Here is an 18,849-nt window from a genome sequence, read left to right on the forward strand (position 1 = left end):
TTTCGACTGGCCTAACTACAGTTATGCCTGCGTCTCACTGCCTTGTCTGATGTTGATTTTCTTTGAAGAAGCTAGGATATGTTCAGAACTCTTTTATTGCTTGGTTAGCTCGTCGTCTGAGGTTGATGTTTTTTGAAGGTCAGCAGTGAATGTTCGATAGATTTATAAAATAGGATAATAAAATGAAATTAGTGATTCAACGGGTCAAGAGTGCCTCGGTTTCCATTGATGGTCAAGTCTACAATGCGATCCAGCAAGGTTTGCTGCTTTTGGTGGGAGTAGGGCCTGAGGATGACCAAAAGGATTTGGAATATGCGGTTCGAAAGGTATCGCAGATGCGTATTTTTTCAGATGAGGAAGATAAGATGAATCTTTCAGTCAAAGATATCCAAGGAGAAATTTTGTCGATTTCTCAATTCACCCTCTTTGCGGAGACAAAAAAAGGCAACCGTCCTGCTTTTACAGGGGCTGCCAAGCCAGATATGGCCAGTCAGTTATATGATGCCTTTAATGATCAATTAGAAAAAGAAGTCCCTGTCAAACGAGGGATCTTTGGAGCCGATATGGCGATTGAATTGATCAATGATGGTCCAGTGACGATTTTGCTAGATACAAAAAATCCATAAATAAGAAAGCATGTGGTCGGATTAGACTGCATGTTTTTCGATATAAAGTTGTTGGGCGATCACTTGGTTGATAGAAATTTCTTGTCCATGGATAACGAAGTGATAGAGGCCTGTGTAGTCATCGTACCGTTGAAACGCGATGGTATCACCAATTTGGAGATGGATCTGGTCTAAGAATTTTAACAATTCATAGGTGTCGTAGACCCTTTGCAGAATATACAGACCAGGTTGGGTCGTTTCACTGAGACGGCCTTGGTGGGCTTCGACAAGCCTTTCGCCTTTCTTTGGAATTGTCCCACCGTGAGGGCAGGTCTTAGGATTCCCAAGCATGTGATCCAGTCGGTCGATGAAATGTTCAGAAACGGTATGCTCGAGAACTTCTGCCTCTTCATGGACTTCCTCAGTTGTGTAGCCAAGATTTTCCAGCAGAAATACTTCGATCAAGCGGTGCTTGCGGTAGAGATCAGAGACCAATTGCGAGCCCAGATCTGTTAGTAGATAGCCATGGGTCTTATCTTTCACCAAGAGGCCCTCAGAGATCATGCGCTTAATCATCTCGGTCACAGCGGGTGGAGAGACCTGCATGCGACTAGCGATTTCCTTATTACTGATTTTTTCTACTTCTGTGCCAATTTCATAAATACACTTGAGGTAATCTTCTTTGTTTGGTGTCATGCTTTCCTCTTTTCTTCGCTCACTTCTAGTATATCAAAAAAATCCTCAAAAACGCTAGTGGAGTAATGAGAATTGTCTCAAGCTCCAAAAGATGGTAGTATAGAATCATAGAAAGGACGGCATCATGAACAGACGGGAATTAGCGAGACTAGGCTGGAGAGAAAATAGTTTAGCCTATCTAGAGAAGCACTTGCAGGGATACAAAGATCCACAAGCCTACCAAGAACAATATCAGTCTGTCTTTTTCTTTGCCAGTCCTCTGTTTCAAAACATGTGGTTTCAAGAGATCAAAGATCTAACGGAAACTGCTGCCCAAGACTTGCTGAGGGGAGTCATGAAAATTCTTCTTATGCCAAGTGACTTGTCTGGAACTTGTGAAGAAACAGCCTTTCTTCTGAGTAGGATGGCTCCAGATTGTCCACCAGGTTCCGACTTTTGGAAGGCTTTTTCACGCGTCGTGCAAATCGCTTTTAAAAAGGATCACTTAGCAGATCAGTCGGGAGATCAGCTCTTGAAACGCCAGGTTCACCAGTTGCGCTACCTACTTTCAAGTTACCAGGCACAATGGATTCGGACGCATGAGGCAAGAGCTGGACAGACTGACGAAGAGGCCTTACAAGCTTACCTACAGGAGGCTAGAGCGATCACGGTGGATGCTTATGCGGCTGCTCGTCTTCACAATAAGGTCTCCCTAAGGTCAGATGGTCACCTTCATTATCCATCAGGGGCTTTCCAACAAGTCAATTTCAAGGTCTTGTTAAATTTTCATACGGAGTATATTCTCGATCTAGCTGGGCATTTCCTCAATGAAGTCGATCCAGTAGAAATTTCTGAAAATGGCATTGTCAATGGTGCCAGTTTTAACTACGGGTTGGCTAGGGGCCGGACCCATAAGGACTTAGATATTGACCCCGTCAAAGCTTGGGACCCAGCCTTTCGCAAGCAGGTCCTCTATCAGCAAGGTGTTCGCTATCTAGCTCCGAAGAATGACCGCGGTATCGAGGGATACTGGAGTCGAAAAGGAGTCTTTGCACAAGGAGGCCAGAGCTACAAGCAACAAGTAGCAAGACGCGTGCGAAGTTTCCTCAGAGGCATCCCTCGCTTACGCTGGCGGGTTCTCCTCCAGAATGGGCTCCATCGGATTTTATAACAACGAAAGAACTGTTATTTTACATAAAATAGCCTAAGAGATTCTTAAAAGAAGTTAAAACAGTTAAGTTCTTAGAGCTGATCTATCAGGTGATGAGCCTTTCCGCTGTGAGAAAAGTGCTTGAAACATTGTTGTTTCAAGTACTCGGGAGTTTTGAAACGTTAGGTTCAAAACTAATTGAACACGGGCTGCGGATCGTGTCAAAAAGATAAGTTTTCCTAGAATCAAAAGATTCTGTGTCAAACTTCCTATTTTGACTTTATTCGCGAACGCCCTTTGTATCTTGCTAAGTCATGGAACTTCCTAGAAGTTCGCTGACGTCCGTACTCACTTAAGGAAAGGTTCTGAACAGATTTTGTAGATATAGAAAAGAGGTCGCAGACCTCTTTTTTCGTTTATCCAAGTACTTTGACGGCTTCGATTGCAGCGTCGTAATTTGGTTCGCTGTTGATGTTATCTAGGTATTCAACGTATGTGACCTTGTTATCTGCATCTAGGACCAAAACAGCGCGCGCAAGCAAGTGCCACTCATTGATCAAGAGGCCGTAGGCTTTTCCGAAGGAATGGTCGTAGTAGTCTGAGAGCATGATAGCATTGTCGATCCCTTCAGCAGCACACCATTTACCTTGAGCGAAAGGAAGGTCGACAGAGACCGTCAAGACGACAGTGTCTTCCAAGTCCGATAAGGTCTTGTTGAAGTGACGTGTTTGCATCGAACAGATCCCTGTGTCGATGGATGGGATGATGCTGAGGACTTTTTTCTTCCCAGCAAAATCAGCTAAAGATTTCTTCTCCAGAGCTGGAGTAATCAATGAAAAATCATGGGCCATTTCCCCTACTTGAAGTTGAGATCCGGTAAAGGTAACAGGGTTTCCTAAAAATGTTGCCATAAAAAGACTCCTTTTTTGTTTTTATTGTACCTCAATACCGGAGGAGGGGCCACTGATTTGTTTAGAAATCTGAAGGGTTACTGACTCAATCCTTCTGCGATCTTGTCTAAGTTCCACTTCATCATGCTGTAGTAGCTATCGCCCTTTTCTCCTTCTTTGGCAATGGAATCCGTGAAGATCTTTGCATAGATTGGGATGTCGGTATCTTTAGAGACAGTTTTCATAGGACGTTCATCGACGCTGGATTCAACAAAGAGGGCCGGCACCTTGGTTTGACGGAGCTTTTCTACCAGTGTTTTGATTTGGTCAGGTGTGCCTTCTTCTTCCGTATTGATTTCCCAGATATAGGCAGATGGGACGCCATAGGCTTTTGAGAAGTACTTGAAACAGCCTTCGCTGGTCACAATCATCTTTTTCTCTTCTGGGATGTTATTGAATGCTTGTTTGGCTTTTTGGTCTAGCTTGCTGAGTTTTTCAGTGTAGGCTGCTAGATTTTTTTCGTAGAAGTCCTTATTTTTCGGATCTTTGGCGATCAATTGTTTGGCAATGTTTTTAGCGTAGAGGATCCCGTTTTCGAGATTGAGCCAAGCATGTGGATCTTCTTTTCCAGCTTGGTTTTGGCCTTCTAGGTAGATGACGTCGACTCCCTCGCTCACTGCGAAATAGTCCTTGTTTTCTACTTTATTGGCATTTTTGACCAACTTGGTAAACCAAGCATTTCCACCGGTTTCGAGGTTGATCCCGTTGTAGAAGATCAGGTCTGCTTGCGAAGTTTTTTTGACATCTTCTGGTAGTGGTTCGTATTCGTGGGGATCTTTGCCGACGGGAACGATACTGTGCAGTTCGATCTTATCCCCAGCAATATTTTTGGTCATATCTGCAAGGATGGAGTTGGTGGTGACCACTTTCAATTTACCAGAAGCTCCAGAAGAAGCCCCCTTGCTACAGGCTAGAAGGCCAAATAAGAGCGCCACAAAGAGGGCGAGGACAGAAGCGATTTTTTTCATGTGTTTCTCCTTTAATGAGATGAAAGAGCGTGCTTGTTCTTTCTCTGCTTAGGAGCGATAAAAAAGCTGATGAGAAAGAAGACGGCAGAAGTGAGGACAATACAAGATCCAACGGCGATGTTCAAGCTATAGCCAATAAAGAGTCCCAGAATGGATGCAAGAGCTCCTAGGCTAGAGGACAAAAGCATCATGGACCAGAGGTTATTGGCATAGAGGTAGGCCGTCGCAGCGGGTGTAATAAGCATGGCGACGATGAGAATGGTTCCGACACTTTGCATAGCAGTAACAGAAACCAATGTCAAGAGCACCATAAGGAGGTAGTGGTAGACCTTGACCCGGATGCCCATGGATTGAGCCAAAACTGGATCAAATGAAGTGAGAAGCAAGGGGCGAAAAAGCAGGACAATCACCAGCAAGACCGCCACCCCAATACCGATGGTCATCCACATATCCTGGTCTTGCACGGCCAAGATATTCCCAAAGAGGATGTGGAAGAGGTCGGTGGAACTTTTTGCGACTCCAATCAGGATGACTCCTAAGGCGAGGAAAGAAGAAAAGGTAATCCCTATCGCTGTGTCGCTCTTGATGATGGAGTTGCTCTTGATATAGGTGATAAGGATGGAAGCTAGAAGTCCAAAGACAATGGCGCCAATAAAGAAATTGATGCCAAGGATAAAGGACAGGGCCACCCCTGGAAGGACTGCGTGCGAGATGGCATCTCCCATGAGAGACATGCCTCGCAAAATAATGAAGCATCCGACAGCTCCAGCGACAATACCGATGGCAATGGCTGTGATCAGGGCATTCTGTAAGAAGTGGAATTGCTGTAATCCATCGATAAATTCTGTAATCATCCGACGCCACCTCCTATAAAGAGTTCATGCCCATAGGCTGCATGCAGATTCTCCTTGGTAAAGGTTTCCTCTGTTTTCCCAAAAGCGATCAGCTTGCGGTGAAGGAGGAGGACCTTGTCAAAATAAGCTGGGACCTTGCTGAGGTCGTGATGGACAATCAGGATGGTCTTGCCTTCTTGTTTCAAGGTCTGGAGGGTCTGCATGATGATGTCTTCGCTGACAGAGTCAATCCCTGCGAAGGGCTCATCCAAAAAGATGACATCCGCTTCTTGGACCAGGCAACGGGCAATCAGCACCCGTTGGAATTGCCCTCCCGAAAGCTGACCAATCTGGCGATCTGCTAGATCAAGAAGATTGACAAGTTTCAAGGCATTTTCCACTTTTTTGAGGTCCTCTTTGCTTTTTCGCTTGAAGATAGAAAGATGGGGATAGAGACCCAGTGAGACACACTCCCGCACCGTGATGGGGAAGTGGAAATCAATAGCGGATTTCTGTTCGACGTAGGCCACTCGTTGAAGAACTTGGCTGAGATCTTTTTGATCGAGCTGGACCTTTCCCGAATGGGGGAGAAGTCCTAGCATGGCCTTGATCAGGGTTGATTTCCCAGCTCCGTTGGGCCCAAGAATTCCTAGGATGGTTGGCCCCTGGATGGTGAGGGAAAGATCCTCCAAGGCCAGTGTTTGCTGGTAGGCAACACTTAGATGTTCAATTTGAATCATGATTTTGCTCCTTTAGTATTAATATACATGAATAAAAAAATTAAGTCAAGTTAATTAATAAAATAATTCAGCTTAAATCACTTGAAATCATTGAAAAAAGTTCCTATTTTTGATAAGGTTATTAGAAAAGAATGAAAGCGAGAAGATCATGGTACGTTTACAAGATGATTTTTATGATTACGTCAATGGGGAATGGGCTGAGACAGCTGTGATCCCTGATGACAAACCGTCAACTGGTGGTTTTATGGACTTGATCCAAGATATCGAAAACTTGATGTTGGATATCACTGGGAAATGGCAACGGGGAGAAGAGCTACCTGAAGACAGCATTCTGCAAAACTTTGTCAAATACCACAAAATGGTGGCAGATTTTGATGCGCGAGAAGCAGCTGGTGTGGCACCAGTCATGCCTTTGATCAATGAAATTAAGGCTTTGTCTTCTTTTGAAGACTATACCAGCAAGTTGGGTACCTATGAACTAGCTGGCAAACCAAATCTCATGCCATTTAGCGTGTCACCAGACTTTATGAATGCCCAAATGAATGTCTTGTGGGGAGAAGCACTCGGTTTGATCTTGCCTGATACGACCTACTATGAAGAAGGCAATGAAAAAGGCCCAGAGTTATTGGCTGTTTGGCGTCAAATGGTTGAAAAGCTCTTGGCAAAATTTGATTTCTCAGAGGAGGAAATCAAAGACATTCTGGATAAAGTGATTGCGGCGGATGCAGAATTGGCCAAATATGTCTTGTCAAACGAAGAAAAATCCGAGTACAATAAACTCTACCATCCTTATGAGTGGGCAGATTTCAAGGCCTTGGTTCCAGAATTGCCACTCGATACCTTCTTTACAGAAGTGATCGGGCAAACGCCAGATACTATCATTGTTCCAGAAGAGCGCTTCTGGAAGGAATTTGCGCCAAAATACTACTCGGCAGCCAACTGGGAAACCATTCATGCCAAATTGAAACTCAGTGCAGCTCTTTCTTGGACGTCTTTCTTGACTGAAGAAATCCGTGTCTTATCTGGTGAGTATAGCCGTACGATTACAGGGACACCAGAAGCCCGTCCGAAAGAAAAAGCCGCTTTGGCTTTGGCAGAAGGACCTTATAGCCAAGCACTTGGCCTTTGGTATGCAGGAGAAAAATTCTCACCAGAGGCGAAAGCAGACGTAGAGCATAAAGTAGCGACCATGATTGAAGTCTACAAGGATCGCTTAGAAAAAGCAGACTGGCTCGCTCCTGAAACTCGTGAAAAAGCCATTGTCAAGCTCAATGTCATCACACCACATATCGGCTACCCTGAAAAATTACCTGAAACATACGCCAAGAAGATCATCGACGAAAGCAATACCTTGGTGGAAAATGCTCAAAAATTGGCTCAAATTTCCATCGAGCATGTCTGGAGCAAGTGGAACCAACCAGTTGATCGGAGCGAATGGCACATGCCAGCTAATATGGTCAATGCTTACTATGATCCGCAACAGAACCAAATCGTCTTCCCAGCAGCGATTTTACAGGCACCTTTCTATGACCTTCACCAATCATCATCAGCCAACTACGGCGGAATCGGTGCGGTCATTGCCCATGAAATCTCCCACGCCTTTGACACCAATGGAGCATCCTTTGACGAGAACGGTAGCTTGAAAGACTGGTGGAAACCAGAAGATTACGAAGCCTTTACCGCTCGGACTCAAAAAGTCATCGATCAGTTCGAAGGCCAAGATTCATACGGTGCTAAGATCAACGGGAAATTGACTGTTTCTGAAAACGTAGCAGACCTCGGCGGTATCGCTGCAGCTCTTGAAGCAGCGAAAAAAGAGGAAGATTTCTCAGCAGAAGAATTCTTCACTAACTTTGCTCGCATCTGGCGCATGAAAGCTCGTACAGAGTACATGCAACTCCTCGCAAGTGTCGATGTCCACGCACCAGGAAAACTCCGTACCAATGTTCAATTACCAAACTTTGACGAATTCTTTGAAAACTTTGATGTCAAAGAAGGTGACGGCATGTGGCGCGCACCAGAAGACCGTGTGATCATTTGGTAGTTTAAGATACTAAGCCCGTAAAAAAAGCGAGAAGAAAATAGGAGATTGACCATGTGGGCCATGCCCACCAGGCAATCTCTCTTTTTCTCGACGCTTTTAGGGCGAGTTCAATTTCGCGATACTAGTTTCGCTGATTAAAGGAAGTAGTCTCGACTTCAGTTAGGCGATTGATTGATTTTCTTGATTGCTCGTGAAAAAAACTAAAAATCCCCAAAGCCAAGTTTCAACCTACTGAAACTAGCTGTGGGGATTTTTGAGTGGATTAGAAATAACAATGGATGTCATGATCTAAAAAAACTTGCTGGTAGTCATACAAGTCTTCGGGGTGCAGAGCCTTTATTCCTTCCATTTCATAACGACGTCCTAATAGTTTGTATTTATTCTCACCAAACTGGTGAAATGGGAGAAGTTGTACTTGATCAATATCTAAGGAGTTGAAAAGAGTGGAAAATTCTTCTGCATCGGCTAAAGAATCATTAAACTGAGGGATCACAGGTATACGTAAAACAATCTTTTTTTTCTCTTTAAAAGCGTAATGGATATTTTCGATGATTAAACTATTATGAACACCGACTTTCTTTTTGTGTTTGAGGCTATTGTAGTGCTTCAAATCGGTATAAATGAAATCAACATATTGGATCAGGTCAATAAATTTTTCGTGTTCCACAAAAGCAGTTGTCTCGATGGCAGTATGAAGACCTCTCTCTTTAGCAGCTTTCAGTAGTGCTTTTGCAAATTCGAATTGGGCAAATATTTCACCACCAGATAAGGTCATACCGCCTCCAGATTCCTCATAGAAATCAATATCTTTCATGACTTCATCAATAATTTCATCTACTGTTTTTTCTTGTCCAGTTGTTCCGGGAGCTTTAGTAACCGCATCAAGCATCGGTTCAGGGTTCATTCGCTGTGATTCGGGATTAGAGCACCACGGACAACGCAAAGGACATCCTTTCAGAAAAACAGTTGTTCGAATTCCTGGTCCATCATGAATACTGAAGTGTTGAATATTGAAAATAATACCGCGTGTCGTTCCCATATCTATTTCTCCTTCTTGCTGATATTTGTATTATATATTTTTTTAGAAACAAAATCAATTACGAATGAAACTTTTCTCCCTTATATTTTTTAAGAAAATTTGATAAAATAGAGAAGAGGTAAGAAATATGAAGCGTTTAGAAGAAATTTTAAAACTAGTTTCGCAATATGAAAAAATTGATGTCAATACACTTTCTGAAACTTTAGAAGTCTCAAAAGTAACGATTCGAAAGGATTTAGATAAATTAGAATCCAAGGGTCTTCTTCATAGGGAACATGGTTATGCTGTATTAAATAGCGGTGATGATATAAATGTCCGCCTGTCTTTCCATTATGATACCAAAAGAAAAATTGCCCAAGAAGCAGCAAAATTAGTACAGGATAACGAAACTATTCTCATTGAATCAGGTTCAACGTGTGCTCTATTAGCGGAAGAAATCTGTCAAACAAAGAAGAATGTGAAGATTGTGACAAATTCTTATTTTATTGCAGATTTTGTTCGAAATTATGACTCTTGCAAAATTATATTATTGGGAGGAGAGTTTCAAAAAGACTCCCAGGTGACAGTTGGTCCTTTGTTGAAGCAGTTAATCCAATCTTTTCGTGTAAAAAATGCATTTATTGGTGCAGATGGCTATGATGACGCATTGGGGTTTACTGGTAAAGATATGATGCGTAGCGAAGTTGTTCAATATATGTCTCAGGTTTCTGAAAATATAGTGATCCTGACAGATTCCAGCAAATTTCAAAAGAAGGGCAATGTCAGAAATTTTGCCTTGTCTCAAGTACAACGCGTGATTACAGATAAGGAAATATCATCAGAGGCGATGAGAAAACTTGAACAAGCAGGGATATCCCTTACCATGGTATAGTTAGGAGAAGGATTGTGAAATATGAACGCAAAAAACTGTTAGCTAAGCTTGCTTATCTATACTATATTGAAGAAAAGAGTCAATCGGAAATTGCTACTGAAACAGGAATTTATCGAACAACAGTTAGTAGAATGTTGACAGAGGCTAAGAAAGAAGGGATTGTCAAAATCGAGATTGAGAATTTCGATAGTAAACTGTTTCGTTTAGAGAATTACGTCAAAGAAAAATACAATCTGCATGAATTGGAAATTGTCCCTAATATTGCAGATGAGTCTTTGAAGGATTTAGAACAACGCTTGGCCCAATCGATTGCTAGTATGGTTCGCTCTCTTTTACAAGATGGAATGAACATCGGTTTTTCCTGGGGGAAAAGCCTTAGTCTTCTTGTTGATTGTATTGGGAGTAAGCGTCTAGAAAATGTATACTTCTATCCATTGGCTGGTGGTCCTAGCCATATTCATGCTCGTTACCATGTGAATACCCTCATTTATAATATGGCTAGCAAATTTCATGGAGAGTGTCGTTTTATCAATGCGACAATCATTCAGGAAAATAAGGAATTGGCAGAAGGAATTCTCACTTCAAAATATTTTGATGACTTAAGAGACAGTTGGGAAAATTTGGATATTGCGGTAGTAGGTATTGGTGGCCCTGCTGATACACATAATCCACAGTGGTTTGATATGCTAACAGAAAAAGACTTTACAGAACTCAGATCTGAGGCAGCAGTCGGAGAGGTTTGTTGTCGATTTTTCGATCAGGAAGGAAAACCAGTGTATCAAGATTTACAAGAAAGAACAGTTGCTATCAGATTGGAAGAATTGAAACAAATCCCAAAAACAGTTTCTTTGGCATATGGAGAAAGAAAAGCGGGGGCAATACTATCAGTGATCAAAGCTGGTTATATTAATCATCTCGTAACTGACGAAGCAACGATTATAAAAATGCTAGAATTGGATGGAGATGCTAATTTTTTAGAATAATAAGAAGATTGCTTACATTTGTGGGCAGTTTTTTTATAAGGTGTAATAGCACAAAAGTGCAACAATAATAAAAAGACAAACATATGTTTCAAAAATCGTTGACGGTGAAAGATAAAGATGATATATTGTTGTTAGAAATAAAAGCGCTTTCAAAAAGTAAAGGAGGCTTCGTTATGGAAGTCATTGTTGCGGACCAAATTATTATGGGATTGATTTTAAATGCGGGTGATGCTAAACAGCATATTTACCAAGCTTTATCATATGCTAAGGAGGGCGATTTTACATCTTCTGAAGACGAAATTGCGAAAGCAGATGCAGCATTGCTAGAAGCGCATAACTTGCAAACACAATTTTTAGCCCAGGAAGCAGGTGGGACAAAGACAGAGATTACAGCTTTGTTTGTGCACTCACAAGATCACTTAATGACTTCAATCACAGAGATTAACTTGATCAAAGAAATGATTGACTTACGTAAAGAACTTTCAGCGAAACAATAAGGAGGAAAATAAGATGAAAATTGGATTGTTTTGTGCAGCAGGATTTTCAACAGGAATGTTGGTAAATAATATGAAGGTGGCGGCTAAGGAATTAGGGATTGATGCTGAAATCGATGCCTATTCTCAAGCAAAATTAGCAGATTTTGCTCCTGAAATCGATGTCGCTTTGTTGGGCCCTCAAGTAGCTTATACTTTGGATAAATCAAAAGCGATTTGTGAGGCAAACCATATTCCTATTGCTGTCATCCCTATGGCAGATTATGGGATGTTGGATGGTAAGAAAGTACTAAATCTAGCTCTAGAATTGCTAGGAGAAAAATAAGGAGGCTTCCCATGTCTAATTTTAATTCTCAGAAAATTATCGCTCCAATCATGCGGTTTGTAAACTTGAAAGGAATTATTGCTCTTAAAGATGGGATGTTAGCGATCCTTCCATTAACGGTAGTTGGTAGTTTGTTCCTGATTATTGGGCAATTACCATTTGAAGGCCTTAATCAGGCTATTGCTAGTGTATTTGGCGATACGTGGACAGAGCCATTTATGCAGGTTTATTCAGGAACATTCGCCATCATGGGCTTAATTTCGTGCTTCTCCATTGGTTATTCATATGCTAAAAACAGTGGAGTAGAACCCTTGCCAGCAGGAGTTTTGTCCCTATCTTCATACTTTATCTTGTTAAAATCTTCTTATGTACCAGCTAAGGGAGAACCAATTGGTGATGCCATTGCAAAAGTATGGTTTGGTGGTCAAGGGATTATCGGGGCTATTATTATAGGTCTGGTAGTTGGTGCGATTTATACTGTGTTTATCCAAAGACACATTGTTATTAAAATGCCAGAACAAGTACCTCAAGCCATTGCCAAACAATTTGAAGCGATGATTCCTGCTTTCGTGATTTTCTTACTATCAATGATTGTCTATATCGTATCAAAAGTAGTGACAAGTGGCGGTACTTTCATTGAAATGATCTATGATGTCATTCAGGTTCCTCTACAAGGTCTAACAGGATCACTTTACGGAGCGATTGGAATTGCCTTCTTTATTTCGTTCTTGTGGTGGTTTGGTGTGCACGGACAATCAGTTGTCAATGGTGTAGTAACAGCATTGCTACTTTCTAACCTGGATGCCAATAAATCAATGTTGGCAGCTGGGAAGCTATCCGTTGAAAATGGTGCTCACATTGTAACGCAACAATTCCTAGATAGTTTCCTTATTTTGTCTGGATCAGGTATAACCTTTGGTTTGGTTATTGCTATGCTTTTTGCAGCAAAATCAAAACAATACAAAGCTTTAGGTAAAGTAGCTGCTTTTCCAGCACTATTTAATGTCAATGAACCAGTTGTGTTTGGTTTTCCAATTGTCATGAATCCAGTGATGTTCCTTCCGTTTATTATGGTACCTATATTAGCGGCTGTTGTAGTGTATGGCTCGATTGCGATCGGATTTATGCAACCATTTTCTGGGGTTACTCTACCTTGGAGTACACCAGCTATTATCTCAGGATTTATGGTTGGTGGGTGGCAAGGTGCCATTGTACAGGTAATTGTTTTAGGAATCTCAACGCTTGTTTACTTCCCATTCTTTAAATTCCAAGATAAATTGGCTTATGCGAATGAACTAGAAGCCGAAAAATAGTGTCCTAAAAGATAGTGGCACATATGTGCTGTTTTAGATAGAACTAGCTATTCTACAGAGTATTTATTGAATTTCAAACGATTAAATGCTACTATAGTTACGAAAGAAAACAAAATAATTTCAAAAGAAAGGTTTATCAGATATGACAAACACAGTAGAAGTAGCAAGAACATCTATCAAAACGGACTATTTTGGTAGTCTAACCGATCGGATGAACAAATATCGGGAAGATGTATTGAACAAGAAACCTTATATTGATGCAGAACGTGCTGTTTTGGCAACAGAAGCCTATCGGGAACACAAGGAGAAACCAAATGTTTTAAAACGGGCCTATATGTTAAAACAGATTCTTGAAAATATGACCTTGTATATCGAAGATGAAACGATGATTGTTGGGAATCAAGCCTCTTCGAATAAGGATGCTCCTATTTTCCCAGAATATACATTAGAGTTTGTATTAAATGAATTGGATTTATTTGAAAAGCGTGACGGGGATGTCTTCTATATTACAGAGGAAACAAAAGATCAGCTAAGAGCAATTGCTCCTTTCTGGGAAAATAATAATCTCCGTGCACGTGCTGGAGCACTTCTTCCAGATGAAGTACAAGTCTATATGGAGACTGGATTCTTTGGTATGGAAGGAAAGATGAATTCAGGGGATGCCCATTTAGCTGTTAACTATCAAAAACTTTTGCAGTATGGTTTGAAAGGTTTTGAAGAAAAGGCGCGTGAAGCGAAAGCTAATCTTGATTTAACAGATCCTTCAAGTATTGATAAATATCATTTCTATGATTCGATTTTTATCATTGTGGATGCAGTTAAAACCTATGCAGAGCGTTTTGTGAAGTTAGCAACTGAAATGGCAGAGACAGCAGGTCCTGAACGTCGAAAAGAATTATTGGAGATTGCTCGTATTTGTTCGAAGGTTCCATATGAACCAGCAGAAACTTTTGCAGAAGCTGTTCAATCTGTATGGTTTATCCAGTGTATCCTACAGATTGAATCAAATGGTCACTCTTTGTCGTATGGACGTTTTGACCAATACATGTATCCTTTTGTAAAGGCTGATCTGGAAGCAGGTCGTGAGACAGAAGCAAGTATTGTAGAGCGTTTGACCAACTTATGGATCAAAACAATTACAATTAATAAAGTTCGTAGTCAAGCTCACACCTTCTCATCTGCAGGTAGTCCCCTTTATCAAAACGTTACCATTGGTGGCCAGACACGGGATAAAAAGGATGCTGTTAATCCATTGTCTTACTTAGTATTGAAGTCAGTTGCTCAAACCCATCTTCCACAACCGAACTTAACCGTTCGTTATCATGCTGGTTTGGATGCCCGCTTTATGAACGAATGTATTGAGGTTATGAAGCTTGGCTTTGGTATGCCAGCTTTCAATAACGATGAAATTATTATTCCATCCTTTATTGCAAAAGGCGTGCTTGAAGAAGATGCTTATGATTACAGTGCAATTGGATGTGTTGAAACTGCAGTTCCAGGGAAATGGGGTTACCGTTGTACGGGTATGAGTTATATGAACTTCCCTAAAGTATTGCTCATTACAATGAATGATGGAATCGATCCAGCATCTGGCAAACGATTTGCACCAAGTTTCGGTCATTTTGTGAATATGAAGTCATTTGATGAGCTAAAAACTGCCTGGGATAAAACATTACGGTATTTGACACGTATGAGTGTCATCGTTGAAAATGCAATTGACCTTGCTCTTGAAAGAGAAGTACCGGATATCTTGTGTTCTGCTTTGACAGATGACTGTATTGGTCGTGGTAAACACCTTAAAGAAGGTGGAGCAGTCTATGACTACATTTCTGGTCTTCAAGTTGGTATTGCGAATCTATCTGATTCTCTTGCGGCGATAAAGAAATTAGTCTTTGAAGAAGGACGACTAACACCACAAGAACTTTGGCATGCTTTAGAAACAGACTACGCAGGTGAACGTGGTAAAGAAATTCAAGAGATGCTGATTCACGATGCTCCTAAATATGGAAATGATGATGATTATGCGGATCAATTAGTTACGGATGCTTATGATATTTACGTAGATGAGATCGCTAAATATCCAAACACACGTTATGGTCGAGGTCCAATTGGTGGTATCCGTTACTCAGGAACTTCCTCTATTTCAGCCAATGTGGGGCAAGGACGAGGTACTTTGGCGACACCAGACGGCCGAAATGCTGGAACTCCATTAGCTGAAGGATGCTCACCATCTCATAATATGGATCAACATGGACCAACATCTGTTCTGAAATCAGTTTCAAAATTACCAACAGATGAAATTGTTGGTGGTGTATTATTAAACCAAAAAGTAAATCCTCAAACTTTAGCAAAAGAAGAGGATAAGTTAAAATTAATTGCTTTACTCCGTACGTTCTTTAATCGTTTGCATGGATACCACATCCAGTATAATGTAGTTTCTAGAGAAACGCTTTTGGATGCGCAAAAACATCCAGAAAAACACCGTGACTTAATTGTACGTGTAGCAGGCTATTCAGCTTTCTTCAATGTACTATCAAAAGCCACTCAAGATGATATTATTGGACGGACAGAGCATACCCTATAGTAAAGAGGTTTGTTTATGGAATTTATGCTTGATACTTTAAATATAAATGAAATAAAAAAATGGGCTCGAGTGTTACCCCTTGCTGGGGTAACCTCTAACCCAACAATTGCCAAAAAAGAAGGAGAAATCGACTTCTTTAAACGGATTCATGAAGTTCGGGAGATCATTGGCGAAGCTCCTTCTATCCATGTGCAAGTTGTTGCGAAAGATTATGACGGTATTTTAAAAGATGCTGCGAAAATTCGACAAGAATGTGGCGGAAATGTTTTTATTAAAGTTCCGGTTACTCCTGAGGGGTTGGCAGCTATCAAAACATTAAAATCAGAAGGTTATAAAATTACTGCAACCGCAATTTATACTGTATTTCAAGGTCTTTTGGCTATTGAAGCAGGCGCAGATTACCTTGCTCCCTATTATAATCGAATGGAGAACTTGAATATTGATTCAGCACAGGTAATAGCACAATTGGCAGAAGCAATTGAAAAAAATCATTCATCAAGCAAAATTCTGGCAGCGTCCTTTAAGAATGTTGGTCAAGTCAATCGGGCATTCAAAGAAGGAGCACAAGCGATTACTGCTGGAGCAGATGTGTTTGAAGCAGCCTTTGGAATGCCATCAATTGGGAAAGCAGTGGATGATTTTGCAAACGATTGGGCAACCATTCATCATCAGAATATGATTTAATGAAAGGAGAGGAAGATGCGAATTTTTGCAAGTCCCTCACGCTATATTCAAGGTGAAAATGCCTTGTTTGAAAATGCGAAAACGATTCTTGAATTGGGAGATCATCCAATTCTTCTCTGTGACCAACTAGTTTATGAACTTGTAGGGGAAAAATTTGAAAAATATCTCTTGCGGTTTGGATTTGAAGTATTACCTGTCTTCTTTAATGGAGAAGCTTCAGACAATGAAATTAATCGTGTGGTTTCTTTAGGGAAAGAGCAAGGTTGTAACTTGATTATTGGTTTAGGTGGAGGAAAGACTATCGATAGTGCTAAAGCTATTGCCGATCTTTTAAAATCACCAGTTGTGATTGCTCCTACCATCGCTTCTACAGATGCCCCAGTTTCAGCCTTGTCTGTTATTTATACAGATGAGGGTGCCTTTGAGCGCTATATCTTCTACTCAAAAAACCCAGAATTGGTCTTGGTGGATAGCAAGGTGATCTCTCAAGCACCAAAACGCTTGCTTGCTTCTGGTATCGCAGATGGATTAGCGACTTGGGTCGAAGCGCGTGCAGTCCTTCAAGCCAACGGAAAAACTATGTTAGGGAAGCACCAAACTCTAGCGGGTGTCGCCATTGCACAACGTTGTGAAGAAACCTTATTTGCAGACGGTCTTCAAGCCATGGCTGCTTGTGAAGCCAAAGTCGTAACCCCTGCTCTTGAAAACATTATTGAAGCTAATACCCTTCTCAGTGGTATTGGATTTGAAAGTGGGGGATTAGCAGCTGCCCATGCCATCCATAATGGCTTTACAGCCCTTACTGGGGACATCCACCATTTGACTCATGGTGAAAAAGTAGCCTATGGAACCTTGGTTCAATTGTTCTTGGAAAACCGTCCTAAAGAAGAATTGAACAAATACATTCGTTTCTATCAACAAATTGGTATGCCAACCACTCTGAAAGAAATGCATCTTGAAAATGCAAGCTACGAAGATCTTCTTAAGGTTGGTCAACAAGCCACCATCGAAGGAGAAACCATCCATCAAATGCCATTTGAAGTGAAGGCTTCTGATATTGCCCAAGCCATCGTAGCAGTAGATGCCTACGTTCAAGGTTTGGCCTAAATCAACATCTATCATTCACAGAGAATGTAGACAAACCAAGAACTCCCATACCTTACGGTAATGGGAGTTCTTTCTCTATTTTCTTCTTTTTGGATCGGTTTGTTTAAAGATCAGGTATAAAATTCCGGCAGGCAGGAAGCAGAAGAGCCACATGGCATCTAGTCCCTTGCTTTTACTGCTAGAGTTCGTTGCTTTAGACTCACTTACGGTCATCCCAGCTTTAATGCTTGGGGATACCTGTTGCAAGCCGTTCTGGACGACTAGGCGGTTGTCTTCCAGTTTAAGGGCTGGCTTCGTCCCCTTCTTAACGGTCGCATAGAAGTCTTGCTTCAGTTGAATGGTCTTCCCATCGATTTTGTGCTCACCTGCAGAGAGGACTTTTTTATACTGGTAGTCTGCGAACATTTTCTCAGCCAGGGTATTCCCGATTTGATTGCGGTAACTTTCGGCGATCTCGACATCGTAGTTCCCAACCCCCAAAATCACTTCGATAATCCGCTGTTTACCTCGCTTGGTTGTCGCGGTGTAGTTGTAGTCAGCAGTTGGGCTGGATCCAGTTTTGAGTCCATCTGTCCCTTTGAGGGCGAACTTTCCACCTTCGAGGGAAGTATTGTAGTTATCGTAGCTTTGCTCGTAGGGGGTTCCTTCCATGATAGTAGTGTGAGCTTGCTTGGTGTATTCCAACATTTCTGGTAGGTCGTTTACGATGTGATAAGCCAGAATAGACATGTCCCGCGCTGTGATTTCGTTATTCGCATTGACATCGTAGCGCTGAGGATTGTAGTAGCCCTGAAGGACCGAAATCATCGCCCCATTTGGATTATGCCATTTAGTATGACTCATCCCCATTTCTTGTGAGTACTGATTCATTAAGTCCAAAAACTTATCGGGATCATTGTCAGTGACGGCGTTTGCGAGCATAATCACGGCCGCACTGGAAGATGGAACAAAGAGCATCTTGATCAATTCAGATACTTTGTAGTCAACACCAGCTACAATAGGTGAGTTACTTAACAGATTGTTTTCCGAGATGGCTTGGTCTGCCTCTGTTGCTGTAACCACGGTATCATATTTGATCTTGCCTTCTTTGAGGGCCCGAAAGACTACATAGGCACTCATGAGTTTGGCCATGCTTCCTGAGTCCCGGACCGTGTCGATATTGTCTCCGTACAATATAGCTCCAGTATTGGCGTCGATGACGATGTCAGCCTTAGGCTTGTAAAAATCATCCAATACCAGTCCAGCATCGGCTGCGATTTTCATGACATCTTCTTGCTGGTAGATGTCGTCCGCAAAAGCAGTGGAAATAGGGCCAAATGCCAAGACTCCTACAAGGAGGGACAAGAGGCTGTGTTTTAGTCGTTTGTGTAAATGTCTCCCATAATTCATAGATTCCATTATATCATACAGGTCAGGGATTCAACTTTAAAAAATTCTAGAAAAAGAAGAAATTGAAAAAATAAAGAAGAAATAGAATAATTTCG

At 41.5% G+C, this 18,849-nt stretch carries 18 protein-coding genes; 11 read left to right on the forward strand and 7 right to left on the reverse strand.

Annotated features, from left to right (window positions below; translation table 11 throughout):
• Positions 1-182: 182 nt before the first annotated feature.
• Positions 183-626 carry a D-aminoacyl-tRNA deacylase gene (dtd, locus tag HMPREF0833_RS08535; protein WP_013904523.1) on the forward strand — a complete coding sequence of 148 codons (444 nt, stop codon included), beginning with the start codon at positions 183-185 and terminating at the stop codon, positions 624-626.
• 21 nt (positions 627-647) lie between these two features.
• On the opposite strand, the gene HMPREF0833_RS08540 is transcribed toward dtd, so the two are convergent.
• The gene (locus tag HMPREF0833_RS08540; protein ID WP_013904524.1) at positions 648-1,301 is read right to left on the reverse strand and encodes a metal-dependent transcriptional regulator; all 654 of its coding nucleotides are present in this window, start codon (positions 1,299-1,301) and stop codon (positions 648-650) included.
• 124 nt (positions 1,302-1,425) lie between these two features.
• Here HMPREF0833_RS08540 and HMPREF0833_RS08545 point away from each other — a divergent pair, with 124 nt between their 5' ends.
• Positions 1,426-2,451, forward strand: coding sequence for a DUF3114 domain-containing protein (locus HMPREF0833_RS08545; RefSeq protein ID WP_013904525.1), 1,026 nt, complete (start codon positions 1,426-1,428; stop codon positions 2,449-2,451).
• Positions 2,452-2,846: 395 nt separating this feature from the next.
• On the opposite strand, the gene tpx is transcribed toward HMPREF0833_RS08545, so the two are convergent.
• The 4 genes from tpx to HMPREF0833_RS08565 form a co-directional block, all read right to left on the reverse strand.
• Positions 2,847-3,341, reverse strand: a complete 495-nt coding sequence (tpx, locus tag HMPREF0833_RS08550; protein WP_013904526.1) for a thiol peroxidase — start codon at positions 3,339-3,341, stop codon at positions 2,847-2,849.
• A gap of 77 nt (positions 3,342-3,418) precedes the next feature.
• Positions 3,419-4,348 (reverse strand): metal ABC transporter substrate-binding lipoprotein/fibrin-binding adhesin FimA, encoded by a 930-nt coding sequence (gene fimA / locus HMPREF0833_RS08555; RefSeq protein ID WP_013904527.1) that lies wholly within the window; start codon positions 4,346-4,348, stop codon positions 3,419-3,421.
• An 11-nt stretch (positions 4,349-4,359) separates the two neighbouring features.
• On the reverse strand, positions 4,360-5,202 hold the full coding sequence (locus HMPREF0833_RS08560; RefSeq protein WP_013904528.1) for a metal ABC transporter permease: 843 nt from the start codon (positions 5,200-5,202) through the stop codon (positions 4,360-4,362).
• Positions 5,199-5,921 (reverse strand): metal ABC transporter ATP-binding protein, encoded by a 723-nt coding sequence (locus HMPREF0833_RS08565; RefSeq protein ID WP_013904529.1) that lies wholly within the window; start codon positions 5,919-5,921, stop codon positions 5,199-5,201. Before HMPREF0833_RS08565 ends, HMPREF0833_RS08560 begins: the two co-directional genes overlap by 4 nt.
• Before the next feature lie 148 nt (positions 5,922-6,069).
• On the opposite strand from HMPREF0833_RS08565, the gene HMPREF0833_RS08570 reads away from it, so the two are divergent.
• Positions 6,070-7,965: a M13 family metallopeptidase gene (locus tag HMPREF0833_RS08570; RefSeq protein WP_041818420.1), complete on the forward strand. Its 1,896-nt coding sequence runs from the start codon at positions 6,070-6,072 to the stop codon at positions 7,963-7,965.
• 262 nt (positions 7,966-8,227) lie between these two features.
• Here the strand turns inward: HMPREF0833_RS08570 and HMPREF0833_RS08575 are convergent, their stop codons facing one another.
• Positions 8,228-9,004 carry a glycyl-radical enzyme activating protein gene (locus tag HMPREF0833_RS08575; RefSeq protein ID WP_014712829.1) on the reverse strand — a complete coding sequence of 259 codons (777 nt, stop codon included), beginning with the start codon at positions 9,002-9,004 and terminating at the stop codon, positions 8,228-8,230.
• Positions 9,005-9,131: 127 nt separating this feature from the next.
• On the opposite strand from HMPREF0833_RS08575, the gene HMPREF0833_RS08580 reads away from it, so the two are divergent.
• From HMPREF0833_RS08580 to HMPREF0833_RS08615, 8 genes are all read left to right on the forward strand, one after another.
• Complete coding sequence (locus tag HMPREF0833_RS08580; protein ID WP_003014225.1) at positions 9,132-9,875, forward strand: DeoR/GlpR family DNA-binding transcription regulator; 744 nt, start codon at positions 9,132-9,134, stop codon at positions 9,873-9,875.
• Between the two features lie 14 nt (positions 9,876-9,889).
• On the forward strand, positions 9,890-10,858 hold the full coding sequence (locus tag HMPREF0833_RS08585) for a sugar-binding transcriptional regulator (protein WP_013904532.1): 969 nt from the start codon (positions 9,890-9,892) through the stop codon (positions 10,856-10,858).
• Between the two features lie 173 nt (positions 10,859-11,031).
• The gene (locus HMPREF0833_RS08590) at positions 11,032-11,355 is read left to right on the forward strand and encodes a PTS lactose/cellobiose transporter subunit IIA (protein WP_041818422.1); all 324 of its coding nucleotides are present in this window, start codon (positions 11,032-11,034) and stop codon (positions 11,353-11,355) included.
• 13 nt (positions 11,356-11,368) lie between these two features.
• On the forward strand, positions 11,369-11,677 hold the full coding sequence (locus HMPREF0833_RS08595) for a PTS sugar transporter subunit IIB (RefSeq protein ID WP_013904534.1): 309 nt from the start codon (positions 11,369-11,371) through the stop codon (positions 11,675-11,677).
• Between the two features lie 11 nt (positions 11,678-11,688).
• The gene (locus HMPREF0833_RS08600) at positions 11,689-12,990 is read left to right on the forward strand and encodes a PTS sugar transporter subunit IIC (RefSeq protein ID WP_013904535.1); all 1,302 of its coding nucleotides are present in this window, start codon (positions 11,689-11,691) and stop codon (positions 12,988-12,990) included.
• Between the two features lie 142 nt (positions 12,991-13,132).
• Complete coding sequence (locus tag HMPREF0833_RS08605; protein ID WP_013904536.1) at positions 13,133-15,574, forward strand: glycyl radical protein; 2,442 nt, start codon at positions 13,133-13,135, stop codon at positions 15,572-15,574.
• Positions 15,575-15,589: 15 nt separating this feature from the next.
• Positions 15,590-16,258, forward strand: a complete 669-nt coding sequence (locus HMPREF0833_RS08610) for a fructose-6-phosphate aldolase (RefSeq protein WP_003014188.1) — start codon at positions 15,590-15,592, stop codon at positions 16,256-16,258.
• Positions 16,259-16,273: 15 nt separating this feature from the next.
• Entirely contained in the window at positions 16,274-17,365 is a 1,092-nt protein-coding gene (locus HMPREF0833_RS08615; RefSeq protein WP_013904537.1) for a glycerol dehydrogenase, read from the forward strand.
• A gap of 75 nt (positions 17,366-17,440) precedes the next feature.
• Here HMPREF0833_RS08615 and HMPREF0833_RS08620 read toward each other — a convergent pair whose 3' ends face one another.
• On the reverse strand, positions 17,441-18,763 hold the full coding sequence (locus HMPREF0833_RS08620) for a DUF1958 domain-containing protein (RefSeq protein WP_013904538.1): 1,323 nt from the start codon (positions 18,761-18,763) through the stop codon (positions 17,441-17,443).
• Positions 18,764-18,849: the final 86 nt, after the last annotated feature.

It is taken from the genome of Streptococcus parasanguinis ATCC 15912 (assembly GCF_000164675.2).
Classification (GTDB): Bacteria; Bacillota; Bacilli; order Lactobacillales; family Streptococcaceae; genus Streptococcus; species Streptococcus parasanguinis.

What these genes read in the sequence shown, in the direction of transcription:
- HMPREF0833_RS08565 (WP_013904529.1), bottom strand. Translation starts at nt 5,921, where the DNA reads ATGATTCAAATTGAACATCTAAGTGTTGCCTACCAGCAAACACTGGCC.
- HMPREF0833_RS08600 (WP_013904535.1), top strand. Translation starts at nt 11,689, where the DNA reads ATGTCTAATTTTAATTCTCAGAAAATTATCGCTCCAATCATGCGGTTT.
- tpx (WP_013904526.1), bottom strand. Translation starts at nt 3,341, where the DNA reads ATGGCAACATTTTTAGGAAACCCTGTTACCTTTACCGGATCTCAACTT.
- HMPREF0833_RS08545 (WP_013904525.1), top strand. Translation starts at nt 1,426, where the DNA reads ATGAACAGACGGGAATTAGCGAGACTAGGCTGGAGAGAAAATAGTTTA.
- HMPREF0833_RS08540 (WP_013904524.1), bottom strand. Translation starts at nt 1,301, where the DNA reads ATGACACCAAACAAAGAAGATTACCTCAAGTGTATTTATGAAATTGGC.
- fimA (WP_013904527.1), bottom strand. Translation starts at nt 4,348, where the DNA reads ATGAAAAAAATCGCTTCTGTCCTCGCCCTCTTTGTGGCGCTCTTATTT.
- HMPREF0833_RS08605 (WP_013904536.1), top strand. Translation starts at nt 13,133, where the DNA reads ATGACAAACACAGTAGAAGTAGCAAGAACATCTATCAAAACGGACTAT.
- HMPREF0833_RS08580 (WP_003014225.1), top strand. Translation starts at nt 9,132, where the DNA reads ATGAAGCGTTTAGAAGAAATTTTAAAACTAGTTTCGCAATATGAAAAA.
- HMPREF0833_RS08620 (WP_013904538.1), bottom strand. Translation starts at nt 18,763, where the DNA reads ATGGAATCTATGAATTATGGGAGACATTTACACAAACGACTAAAACAC.
- HMPREF0833_RS08575 (WP_014712829.1), bottom strand. Translation starts at nt 9,004, where the DNA reads ATGGGAACGACACGCGGTATTATTTTCAATATTCAACACTTCAGTATT.
- HMPREF0833_RS08615 (WP_013904537.1), top strand. Translation starts at nt 16,274, where the DNA reads ATGCGAATTTTTGCAAGTCCCTCACGCTATATTCAAGGTGAAAATGCC.
- HMPREF0833_RS08595 (WP_013904534.1), top strand. Translation starts at nt 11,369, where the DNA reads ATGAAAATTGGATTGTTTTGTGCAGCAGGATTTTCAACAGGAATGTTG.
- dtd (WP_013904523.1), top strand. Translation starts at nt 183, where the DNA reads ATGAAATTAGTGATTCAACGGGTCAAGAGTGCCTCGGTTTCCATTGAT.
- HMPREF0833_RS08590 (WP_041818422.1), top strand. Translation starts at nt 11,032, where the DNA reads ATGGAAGTCATTGTTGCGGACCAAATTATTATGGGATTGATTTTAAAT.
- HMPREF0833_RS08570 (WP_041818420.1), top strand. Translation starts at nt 6,070, where the DNA reads ATGGTACGTTTACAAGATGATTTTTATGATTACGTCAATGGGGAATGG.
- HMPREF0833_RS08560 (WP_013904528.1), bottom strand. Translation starts at nt 5,202, where the DNA reads ATGATTACAGAATTTATCGATGGATTACAGCAATTCCACTTCTTACAG.
- HMPREF0833_RS08610 (WP_003014188.1), top strand. Translation starts at nt 15,590, where the DNA reads ATGGAATTTATGCTTGATACTTTAAATATAAATGAAATAAAAAAATGG.